At 33.3% G+C, this 11,920-nt stretch carries 10 protein-coding genes and 2 pseudogenes; all 12 read right to left on the reverse strand.

Annotated elements, in window-relative coordinates; all coding sequences use genetic code 11:
- Positions 1-552 (reverse strand): annotated as a pseudogene (locus FPG59_RS09400) (hypothetical protein); the annotation flags it as partial.
- Positions 552-1,457 carry a DUF5655 domain-containing protein gene (locus FPG59_RS09405; RefSeq protein WP_086454357.1) on the reverse strand — a complete coding sequence of 302 codons (906 nt, stop codon included), beginning with the start codon at positions 1,455-1,457 and terminating at the stop codon, positions 552-554. The gene FPG59_RS09405 and the pseudogene FPG59_RS09400, both read right to left, overlap by 1 nt.
- Positions 1,458-1,466: 9 nt before the next feature.
- Entirely contained in the window at positions 1,467-1,907 is a 441-nt protein-coding gene (locus FPG59_RS09410; protein ID WP_086454358.1) for a hypothetical protein, read from the reverse strand.
- Between the two features lie 29 nt (positions 1,908-1,936).
- Positions 1,937-5,041 carry a type I restriction endonuclease subunit R gene (locus FPG59_RS09415; protein ID WP_086454359.1) on the reverse strand — a complete coding sequence of 1,035 codons (3,105 nt, stop codon included), beginning with the start codon at positions 5,039-5,041 and terminating at the stop codon, positions 1,937-1,939.
- The gene (locus FPG59_RS09420) at positions 5,028-6,242 is read right to left on the reverse strand and encodes an AAA family ATPase (RefSeq protein ID WP_086454360.1); all 1,215 of its coding nucleotides are present in this window, start codon (positions 6,240-6,242) and stop codon (positions 5,028-5,030) included. Before FPG59_RS09420 ends, FPG59_RS09415 begins: the two co-directional genes overlap by 14 nt.
- Position 6,243: 1 nt before the next feature.
- Positions 6,244-7,407 carry a restriction endonuclease subunit S gene (locus tag FPG59_RS09425; protein WP_086454361.1) on the reverse strand — a complete coding sequence of 388 codons (1,164 nt, stop codon included), beginning with the start codon at positions 7,405-7,407 and terminating at the stop codon, positions 6,244-6,246.
- Positions 7,404-8,951: a type I restriction-modification system subunit M gene (locus tag FPG59_RS09430; protein WP_086454362.1), complete on the reverse strand. Its 1,548-nt coding sequence runs from the start codon at positions 8,949-8,951 to the stop codon at positions 7,404-7,406. Before FPG59_RS09430 ends, FPG59_RS09425 begins: the two co-directional genes overlap by 4 nt.
- A 26-nt stretch (positions 8,952-8,977) precedes the next feature.
- Complete coding sequence (locus FPG59_RS09435; RefSeq protein ID WP_086454363.1) at positions 8,978-9,805, reverse strand: nucleotidyl transferase AbiEii/AbiGii toxin family protein; 828 nt, start codon at positions 9,803-9,805, stop codon at positions 8,978-8,980.
- A complete protein-coding gene (locus tag FPG59_RS09440) occupies positions 9,802-10,623 on the reverse strand; it encodes a type IV toxin-antitoxin system AbiEi family antitoxin (protein ID WP_086454366.1) in 822 nt (273 codons plus the stop codon). Before FPG59_RS09440 ends, FPG59_RS09435 begins: the two co-directional genes overlap by 4 nt.
- Before the next feature lie 147 nt (positions 10,624-10,770).
- Positions 10,771-11,013, reverse strand: a pseudogene (locus FPG59_RS09445) (ATPase); the annotation flags it as partial.
- Between the two features lie 87 nt (positions 11,014-11,100).
- On the reverse strand, positions 11,101-11,358 hold the full coding sequence (locus FPG59_RS09450) for a hypothetical protein (protein ID WP_086454364.1): 258 nt from the start codon (positions 11,356-11,358) through the stop codon (positions 11,101-11,103).
- Positions 11,359-11,462: 104 nt separating this feature from the next.
- Positions 11,463-11,864, reverse strand: coding sequence for a helix-turn-helix domain-containing protein (locus FPG59_RS09455; RefSeq protein WP_086454365.1), 402 nt, complete (start codon positions 11,862-11,864; stop codon positions 11,463-11,465).
- Positions 11,865-11,920 lie beyond the last annotated feature (56 nt).

Here is an 11,920-nt window from a genome sequence, read left to right on the forward strand (position 1 = left end):
ATTTATCTCCTCTAAAAATTCATAACATGATATTAATTCAACAACCATAGAAACAAAAACTTTTCTGCCTTCTATTATTTTTGTATTATGGGATCTAACTATTTGAACAACTTTCTTTTCATTATCTAATGTTTCTTGAATTACTGAATCATATCCAGTAATTTTCATTTCATTTACATTTTCTTTATGCAGTCGAAGCATCTCGAAAAATTGACTTTCAAATTGTTGAATTTTAAATTGATCTTGAACTTGTTTATTGGCTTCATATTGGGCATAAAATGCAAAGCCAGCAGCAAAAACCGCAAAAACCGCTATAAGTGGATTAAGAATTCCCCCTATATAGTCACCGTATGGACCAATTTCGCCATAATCTTTTGCGTTATCCAAAACATCAATTGAATGAATTGCAGTGAAAAAGAGCAGAACTAAAAAGGACAATAAAAGAATAAGTGCTGCAATTAATAGTTTACTATATGTTTTAAAAAACAGACCCTTTCCTAAAATGATTGACACTAAGATGATTGCTGAAAAAATGATTGCTACTAATGCCATTATAAAGCCTGTTTAATTAAACTCATGATGTACTCTAAATTTTGGGTGTCAGAAATAGATAATTCATAATCACCATTACCATAATGCCCCTTTGAGGAAGCATCAATAGTTAAATTTTTGGGATCATCAAGCGTTGTTTTTTTCATGTTAATCCAAAAGATGAGGTTCTTTTGTTGAATGCGTATATCCACAATATTGTTCTTTAATTTGAAAGCGACATACATTTTTTTAGGGACAACTTCAATATCTGATGACAATTGCAGAATTGCATTTTTGAAGGTTTCATACAATTCAATTATTTCATCACTTTTACCAGTGATATGGTCTTCCTCATTATAGATTTTGATTTCTTGAGTTACTTTGCTGATTTCGGAATTGTCATTGTTTTGCACCTGTTTTATACTAGGTGCCGATTTTGATTTTTTGATTGGGTTAATTACAATTACATCATTTTCAAACTGCTTGATTTCCCATAATTCAATGGATAAATCTTTGAAATTTGAGGATTGTTTTTGGAAATCGGTGAAAGAAGGAGACACGAATATGATTCGGCTTTGTGACCAATCCACATCGGAACGTTTTAGCGTTTCTTTTTGGGATTCGTTGTATTCCACAATAAAATCAGCTTTGTATTCGAGCATTAAGTTGAGGTAGGAAACGCCTTGGTCAATAACACTATAATTTTGGCTGCGCTTGTACTCGATAATTACAAAAGCATTGCTTTCTTCGTCAAATGCTAGAGTATCAATTCGGTTGTTTTTGATAGTAAACTCCGACTTAATAAATTGCAAATTAGTTAGTGCAATCAAATTAGCTTCGAACAAGTTTTGTATTTCTTTTTCAAGCTTAAATGGTTTTTCTTTTAAGCTGTTTACTTGGTTATTTTGGTTTTTGTATAGGTACATTGACGGTAATTATATTAAGCTTAATTTACGCATTAAGTCATGTAAATGTTCTGCTTTAGCATCATTTACAAGAGTATGACTATGGGAAGTTTGATAGGTCGATGACCATATTAAATCTGATGAATATTTGGCCTTAATGTTTTGCACTGCAAGGACCGTATTCCCTCTAGTACGGGTTGCACAAACGAGTACATCTGGTTTAAATGTAACCATAATATCATCTAAACGACGCTCTAACCCCGAATTAGGGTCACCCATACTTTCTAAAGCATAAATTTTACCCTTTATTTCAAGAATTAGTCTAAAATCAATAGTTAGAGCCGATGGGTTTTTATTGCAGTGAACGACACGATGACTTGCATAAGTACTCATTAAAAAGTTGGCTAAACTTAAAATGGAGGATGATTTCCCTTTGCCACTTGCATTCCATATTCCTATTATAGTACTCATTAGTTTGTAATTATTATTTGTAATTCTATTTACAATTGCCCTCCAACTCCTTTAAATTTGTCGACAAAGAAGCTAATTTTCTGGAATACACTTTGTTTTTTCGTCAAATACTGAGGATTTAAAGGACTCATTTTAGGTAAAATTGCATTGAGTTCAGTTCCGTTTTCATTGGCAAATTCACGCTTTAAAGATGCTGTAATATATCGTTTTGCTTCTTCCTCATTTAAGTTTTCATCTGTAATTAATTCTGAAGCCTCTTTTTTTTGTTTTTCCTGAGCATATTTGAAGAATGAATCTATAACATTCGCTTTATCTTGAATGGTTTCGAGGTCTGTTTCATTTATAAAATCTACTACTAAACTTTCTTTTGCTCTGTTGCCTATACTTGCACGAATCACCCGGCGGATTTCTTCTATCAAGGTGGCTTTGTCTTTATTCTTTTTATTATGTTCAAAAATCAATTCAAGAATATAATCAAGGTTAATTTCTTGTGATTTTAGCAGGTCTATTTCAAAGACTACATCGTCCCAATCGATTGTTGAATCTTCTAATTCTTTGCCGTTTTTTTCTCGTCTTAACCAATCACGTATATCATTATAAGTAGAGCGATAATCTTGAATTGTTCGTTCTGGCAGCAAGTTTATCTCTTGCATTATTGCTATATCTTCGTCTGTTACGAAGTAAGTTTCTTTAAATTCCTGGATAGCTTGTGCATCATTTACATCTATTGTTTGAAGTGCTTTGAGATTTGTGAACTCATCGTAATTCTGTAGGATGTTTTCCACTCGTAAGTACTCTCCGAATAATTTTGAGAACTCTTTTTTGTCTTTTTCCTTTACTATTTCATCGGGGTTCGGGAACTTTTCATTTAAGTCTTTTACAACATCCTTGAAACCTCTTCGTGCTTGTCCCGTTGCAATATCCGTAAAGCCTTCTAAATATTCTTTATAACTCTTTTCGAGGACTACATTTTTAGTATTTTTGTCTCCAAATAACGTTATGGCATCAACAGTAGCGGTTTCTAAATCTCTGAAAGTAATAATGTTTCCAAATGTTTTTGTGGCATCATAAATACGGTTGGTACGAGAAAAAGCTTGCATTAAACCATGATAACGCAGGTTCTTATCTACAAATAAAGTATTAAGCGTTGGAGCATCAAAACCAGTAAGAAACATACCAACTACTATGATTAGGTCAATATCTTTACTCTTTACTCGTTTAGCAAGGTCACGATAATAGTTTTGAAATTCTTTACTGTCGACTCCAAAACTGGTTTTAAACATTGCATTATAGTCGTTTATTGCTATAGTTAAAAATTCTTTAGCACTGCTATCCATTGCAGATGGCTCAAAGTTTTCATCTACTATTTCACCAATGGCACTCTGTTCTTCATTGGCAGCGTAGGAAAATATCGTTGCGATTTTTAAAGGCTTTTCACTGTCTTTTTGCTGTCGGTTTAATTCCTCGTAGTAACATTTAGCTGCATCAACACTGCTTACCGCAAACATGGCATTAAAACCTTTGTTGCCTCCTTGATTTCTATGTGTCTTTATTCTAAAATTTTTTAGAATGTATTGAGAAATTTCTTTGACACGAGCAGGACGCAAAAAAGCTTTTTTATTTTCAGCTGTACTTAATTTTTTATCGTCTTGCTCAGTTTCAATACCCTTAAACTTAGGACGTACATCATTGTAATCTACTTTGAATTTTAGTACTTTTTCATCTCTAATGGCATCTGTTATTACATATGAATGTAATTCGCGACCAAATACGCTAGCTGTTGTTTCAGCACCTAAGGCATTTTGAGGAAATATCGGCGTGCCTGTAAAACCAAATTGATAGAATTTTTTAAATTTTTTGTTAAGATTCTTTTGTGCTTCACCAAATTGAGAGCGGTGTGCTTCATCAAAAATGAAAACCACTTGCTTTTGATAAATAGATAAATCACTCTCGGTTTTCATTAGATGGTTTAACTTTTGAATGGTTGTGACAATAATTTTATTATCCTCTTTTTCAATATTTCTCTTCAAACCTGCGGTACTATCTGAGCCATTGACACTATCTGGAGAAAAGCGCTGGTATTCTTTCATAGTTTGAAAGTCCAAATCTTTACGATCTACCACAAAGAAAACTTTATCAATGAAATCCAATTCTGTAGCTAAACGAGCCGCTTTAAAACTTGTAAGCGTTTTACCTGAACCTGTGGTGTGCCAAATATAACCACCACTTTCTACTTTAGACCAAATTTTGGATTGAAATGAACTTGAAATTTTCCATAACATTCTTTCAGTTGCTGCTATTTGATAAGGTCTCATGATCAGCAGTGTATCACTCGTATCAAAAACCGAATAGGTGAGCAATACATTTAATAAAGTGTGTTTTTGAAAAAAGGTTGTCGTAAAATCTTTCAGGTCTTTAATCAATGTATTATCCGCTTTTGCCCAGTTCATGGTAAAATCAAAGCTGTTTTTATTACGCTCTACAGTGTTTGCAAAATATCGGCTGTCTGTTCCGTTGGAGATTACAAAAATCTGTAAGTATTTGAAAAGAGAATTAGTGCTGTTAAGACTCTCTTTTGTATAGCGATGCACTTGGTTAAATGCCTCACGAATAGCTACACCGCGTTTTTTTAATTCTATTTGCACCAAAGGTAAACCGTTGACTAAAATTGTAACATCATAACGATTGGCATGCGTTCCTTTTTGTTCAAATTGTTTAATTACCTGAACTTTATTACGAGCAATATTTTTTTTATCTACTAAGTAAATGTTTTGGATATGTCCATCATCAAAAACAAAATCGTAGATATAATTTTCATGAATTTTTCTTGTTTTTTCAACAAGGTTGTCACTTGGTTTATCCAAATACTCCTCTACAAAACGAGCCCATTCGCTATCTGAAAACTCCATGTTATTAAGAGCTTGCAATTGTACTCTCACATTTGCCAACATAGCTTCGATAGTAGTTAGGCTTGGATTCTCATACCCTTGATTGATTAAGTCTTGGATAAATTCTTTCTCCAGAGCCGCCTCCGTTTGATAGACAGTAGGTGCTTCATTTACTTCTGAATATTTGGTGTATTTATCTAAAACAATAAAATTATTAGATTCTGCTATGGTTTTATACTGTGTCATCTTCTGTTACAAGTGGGATAATAGTTGATTTAAAGCTATACATTCTTTTTATTTCTTCTACCAAAAAGCCCAGCACTCTCTTATCATTATCGTCTAGTATTGAAATTTCTTCACCATGATGTTTTGAATGGCTACAAAGATTAATTATACGGTTATAATATCCTTCTTGGGAACCCTCTGTCTCATTAGGTAAAAGATTTTTCCAATGAACATAGCCTAGAAAAGTTGATGCCTTTTCTAGAATGTTTCGAAGAAAGCTAAAGTGATATTTTCTAATATCATTTGACTCTATAGCCTTTTCAATTTCAGATAAAAGGAAAAGATGGTATGAAAATGGGGAGTCATTGGATTGATCAACTAGTGAAAAAGTACCATCTATCAATTTTTCAAAACGCCATTTTCTAGAATGTTTGACTCTGTAGCCAGAACTTGAATCAGCGTTGTTAAATTCATTGAAAAGTACATTATAAAATAATGGATTATGTGTTGTAATGATAAATTTCAATTCTGATTTACTAGATTTTATCAGTTCAGCGATATTTACAGCCAACTCAATTAGGTGTGTGTCATCTAGTGAACTTACTGGATCATCAATAAATACGTATTGTAAATCATTAAATTGTTCTGTTTCTCGGTCAGCTTCCTCTACTACATTTAATACATTAATTGTTTGCTCTAATAAACTGTAAAAAATACTCCAGATAAAACAGCTTTCTTCTCCTTTAGATATTTTTACAAAATCTGAACCTGAATTATCTCCACGTTCAAATGAGAAACGAACTTCAGAATAAGCAGGAATTGTTATATCCCTATCTTCAATATCCTTAACAACATATTGCTCGTTAAACCGAGGTGTTAATTTATCATTTGTATAGCGTTGAAAATGGTTCGTTATATTAGGCTCTTGTCCTTGATCTTTAAGGATCCAACGTGTATATCCGTTGGGTTGAATTTTCAATTTTCTATCTATATCGTTATCCAAATCATTATCCCAATAAAATAAATCTTCGGTGAATGCATTATAATAAAGTATTTTGACGTCCGATTCATCTTGCACTTCTTCATCGCTCTCTTTTGGGGCTATCAATTCTTTAAACTCACGTGAAAGTCTTGTTTTACCTGTGCCATTAAAAGCATAAATCAATTGCACTTTTTTATTAGCATCCTTAAGAGATGATGCTATTTCAGTTAATGTACCCATATTATGCTTTTAAATTATTCTTCGGAAATGTTAGTAACCTACTTCGGTAATATTCATACTGCTTTTTCCGTAGCGCAATCTCCTTTGGCAAAACTTCACTTATAGAGTTAGTAAGGCTGTCGAATTTGTCTAAGATTGTAACTATACGTTCTTGTTCTTCTGGGGAAGGGACAGGTATTATTACATTACTTAAACCTTTGGAATGAATAGCAGAAATTTTACCAGAAGAAATATTTCTTTTTATTTGATCATGGTATTGTTTAGTACGTGTAAAATATGCAAAATATTTAGGGTTTAATGAGCTCTTGTATGAAAAACAAGCATCATGTATAACCACACCTTCATCACCTAACCAAGCTGTTCCCTTTCCTAAATCTTCAATTGTTTCTCCTGCAGCAACAATAACAACATCACCTTTTTCAGCAACTCTCAGTTTTTTATTTTCAAATAACTCATCGCTAATAAAAGACTTGCTTTCATTTGCCCAAGTACCATAATGGGTATACATTTCACCATAATGTATGCAAGGAACACCTTCTAAAATCATATCGGCCTTTACAAATCTTTTACCTCTTTGAAATTTACCTATTTCAATCAAAATCTTCCACTCTACTTCCTCGTTTTCAAAGCTAAACAATTGCTCTCGATAGTAGCTATTCTGCTTTTTACGAGCTGTAAACTCTGCCGTAAGCTCTGATGTAAGCTCTGATGTAAGCTCTGTAAAAGTATCTAGAATATGGACAATTTCTTTTTGGACTTCGAGGGGCGGGATGGGGATCGGAACCTTGTTAAGAATAGTTTGTGTCAAGCTTGGTACACCACCAGCCATATTTAATTCTTCAAGATGTTGCGTTTGTAGATAGTAGTATACAAATTTGGGTTCGGTTATGGTTATATTTATATCTGTCCAGAATATTGTGTCAACAGTCCAAAATGGAACATTAACATAATACAATTTGCTAAGTGAACCTTTTCTGGGTATGAGAACAGAAGGCTTATCATAAATAGGGGTGTCGATAAATGTCATAATTCCACCAGACCCGTACACTGGGATATTTCCAGCTTGAAAGCTTTTATAGTCCTTACCATTTTTAATGGTCAAAACATCCCCCAAAGTCCTCCACTCAACCTCAATACCCTCTAACAATTTCTCTAAATAACTCATGCTTGAATTTCGTTTATAATTGCATCTATGTCAGCACGTAACTTGTCTATTTTTTCTACTGTTTTAGAGACTTTCTTATTCAGCTCAGCTATGTTAATCTTCTCTCGGTTGTCTTTTGGTTCTACATAAGAACTAACTGAAAGATTATAATCATTTTCAGCAATAGTTTTATTGTCGATAGATTTTGCAACATGTTCTACATCTTCTTTGCTGTCAAATAACTCCATTATTTTTTCAATATGTGCATCAGTCATCATATTGTTATTTGTTACCTTCTTGAAGAAATCTTCACCACTTGCATCAATAAACTGTGTGGTAATATCGGTCTTATGTTTTGAAAGTACCAGAAGGTTTACCGCTATAGAAGTTCCATAAAACAAATTGGGTGCTACAGAAATGATAGTTTCTACAAAGTTATTATCAACTAAATACTTTCTAATTTTTTGTTCGGCACCACCACGGTAAAAAATACCAGGAAAACAAACTATAGCTGCTCTTCCTTTACTGGAAAGATAACTTAGTGCATGCAGTACAAATGCAAAATCTGCTTTTGATTTAGGAGCTAGTACACCAGCAGGTGCAAAACGGTCATCATTTATCAGTGTTGGGTCATCATCTCCAATCCATTTTATCGAATAAGGCGGATTTGATACAATAGCATCAAAAGGTTTATCATCAATAAAATGAGGGTGATGAAGTGTATCACCTAACGCAATATTAAACTTGTCGTAATTGATGTTATGTAAAAACATGTTCATACGAGCCAAGTTATAAGTCGTATGGTTCACTTCCTGACCAAAAAATCCTTCTTCAATGATATGATTGTCAAAGTGTTTTTTTGCTTGCAGCAGTAAAGAGCCAGAACCCGCCGCAGGATCATAAATCTTATTTACTTTTTCTTGTTTGTGCATTGCCAATTGCGCAATAAGCTTAGATACATGAACAGGTGTGAAAAACTCACCACCTGATTTACCCGCATTAGCGGCATAATTGCCAATAAGAATTTCATAGGCATCCCCAAAAAGGTCTATTTTGTTGTCTTCAAAATTGCCAAAATTTAGCTCCTCGACCCCTTTCAAAACAGCTGCTAAACGGCTGTTTTTGCTTTCAACGGTATTTCCTAATCGTGAACTTGTAGTGTCAAAATCTGCAAACAATCCTTTTATATCTTCTTCTGATGGATACCCATTTGCAGAACTTTCAATTGCCGTAAAAATGGCTTTTAAATCTGTATTAAGGTTTGGATTAGTATTAGCCGTTTTAGCAATATTTACATAAAGTTGGCTAGGATAGATAAAATATCCTTTTGTTTTAATTGCATCATCTTTTATTTCTGGTGTAATTACATCATCCGATAAGCTAGCGTAATCAATGCTATCATCACCAGCCTCTATATAATTCGTAAAGTTCTCACTAATGTAGCGATAGAAAAGTGTTCCTAATACAAATTGTTTGAAATCCCATCCATCTACAGCCCCACGAACCTCGTTGGCTATTTTCCAAATTTTGGCTAGTAATTCTGCTCTTTGTGCGGTGCTTGTCATTATTTTTATTTTGTTTATTTAGTTGGTTAAACCATAAAGTTTTTAATCTTTCTATTCACTTCTCTTTCTACTTGCTCAAAATCGGGTAAATCTTTTATTTGATCACTCATCGATTTTTGCCATCGTGCTTTGTATTGGGGTAATTTTTGTTCTAGTTTTTTATGAAAATCATCCGGATTTTGTTGTTTGCTAATGCATTTATTTCGGAATTCATTCGTAAAATATTCAACCTCCATTCCTTCAACTTCTACTAAATACCAAATATCATAGTAATCTCTTGGTTGCATACGTTGCATCGTACAACGTAATTTTTCTACTAATAATTCTTCTAAAGGATAACATAGTAAAGTGTATTCTTCTAAATCTGAGTAGTCTATAATTGCCTCTTTTTGTATTGGCTCAAACTCTAATTTTTCACTTCTTGAGATATCTATTTTCACTTTTTTGTTGTTTCCAAAACCACCCAATGGGCCAACATAGCCTATGTAGAAGTTTAGACCGTCTTCTTTCTCCTCTTTTAGTTTGTTTTCATCGTCTTCATCATCGTCAATCTTTTTTAGTGGTATGTTTGCTTCCTCCTTGATTAGATCAAAAATTTCGTTGAACCATTCGAAAATTTGTTCGTTTGAAATTTCGTTATTTAGTAATGTAAAATCTAAATCTTCTGAGAAACGATAATCTTCAAAATAGACTTTCTTTAATACTGTTCCTCCTTTGAATACTACTGTTTTTGAAAGTTGTTCGTGATTTGCTACACCCAAAAGTATCCAGGATAAAATGTAATCTTTCTCAATTTGTTGGTCACGAACCCCAACTTGGTTTGCTTTTTTCTGTATTTCGCCCGGTTTGATCATGTGAACATGGCTGATTTAATTGTTTCTGTTTCTAAATTTTGTTGAATACTCCAACGACTTATCATTTTACCCGATTTTGGCAATTCTGTATCAAGTTGTACGTATGAGGCTGTTTTCATATTCAATAGATCTTGGACTATTTCATTGTCTATTTCCAAGATTTCCAAGAGAAATCCTAATCGTTTTATGACCGCTTGGGATTTGAATTTTTTAGTATAATCTAAGAGTTTTTTAAAGTTAATTTTGTCTCTCGTTTCATATATGGCCTTGGAAATTTCGACAACACCTCCTGCATAGTCTGGTTTGAAGAGACAATCGACTATGGTTTTTTCTAAATCAGAACACTGCACTTTATTGAAATCATCAATCCATATTTTCTTTTCGCCGAAGAAATGATTTTCGTTGTGATAGACAAATTGAAATGTGATGTCTTTGATTTTAATTTCCGATGGCCTCATTTGTTTTGAAACAACAATTTGCTCTTTAAGGGAAGGTTGAGTAATGAGGTTGTGGATTTGCAAAGCAGAGTAGTAGCCAATGTAATACTTTGCACCCTTTACGAGATATTGCGCAATCAAGTGCCAATCGGGCATAAAAGTTTCAGCATTTTCTTCGTAGGGTATTATATAATAAACGCCTTCTTTCAGTCGCATTAAAAGCCCTCTTTTCGTCATATCGCTAAGCAATTCCCTTACCGCACTTTGTTTTGATTCGGGCAAAGCTTGTAGTGCTGCTTTAGAATCAAAACACAGCATATCCTTACTATTAAAATAGGAAAGAATCTCATTAGATTGTGTAGATATATATTTATGCCTCATAGTCAACATGTCAGGTTTAACCTGACTACAATGATACAAAATATAATAATATCAACAATAATTTATTTACTGTAAATTGTGTATCATATCCATATTGTCAGGTTTAACCTGACAATATGGATATGAAATATAATTACAACAACCCGTTTATCTCTTATCTTTTGTTTCTCTATCAAAAGCAATCAAATTAAATATCTGCCTTAAACGTAAACGAACCCGATACCCATAAGCGTTTTCCAATTCGGATGCCGATAAATTTGTGGTAATGTGAGTTACTGAATTGTTTTCGACAAACTGCTCGTAGTGACTGATTAGAATTTCGGCCATTACATTGCAATCGTTCCCGAAATGCTTGATTTGCTGTTCGGCTCCTAAATCCTCGAAGGAATAGCCCGTTAAACGAAGTTGTTGATTTGATTTTTCAGTGTATTGCTGTAAAGCTTCAAAATTTTGGAAATAATGGTACTCAAAAACTATTTAATTCTTTGTGCTAACGAGAGTAATAGTATCGGTGAGATTATGATTTGAAATATAATCTAGTATAAAATCTTCTGCCTCTTTTTTGTGGGCTGGTGAAGAAGAAAATGAATTAAGATAAAAGTCATCATTTTCATCAGCTATGTGAATTATTTCAGTGTACTTTTTGGCAATTAATGCGCCTTTTAATTTCAATACTTTAAGCTCGTCATCATTGCCAATTCCCTTTTTTACTCGGAGTTTTATAGTTTTATCCATTGTGTTAGTTTTTTTGTTCTGTTACGCAGTAAAATAAATAATAGTCTAAAACAAGAAAGAGACCCTTGTGAGTCTCTTTCTTGGAATTAATATACTATTAAAAGTTATTTCACTTTTAATAATTTTTCCAAATACTCTACTTTTTCTTTTTCAGCCTGAACTAATCTCTCGTAAAGCTCTACAACTTTATCCAACGGATTGAATGTACACTGATGATTGTGACCAAACGCACCTTGACTATTGCTGAAATCAGTATCATTAAAGGTATTGAAGTAGTTAATCATCGATTCCTCAGAAAAATTTTTAATGGCTTCAGCACTTACGCCAAGGGCTTTTGCCACTTCAATAAGTTTTTGTTCGTCAATAGTTTCGCTATTCTCCATAGCGGATATTGCCTGTTGATTAGTCCCCAAAGCCTGCGCCAATGCTTCTTGTTTCATGTCTCGAAGTTCACGAATACGGCTGATTTTTCGCCCTATATGATTTGGTTTTGTCAATGTGCTCATAGTTCAAAGATAATAATTAGGAATAAAAAAATAAGCAATCCGTAAAAAACATATTC

The organism is Flavobacterium sp. FPG59, assembly GCF_002150205.1.
Taxonomy (GTDB): domain Bacteria; phylum Bacteroidota; class Bacteroidia; order Flavobacteriales; family Flavobacteriaceae; genus Flavobacterium.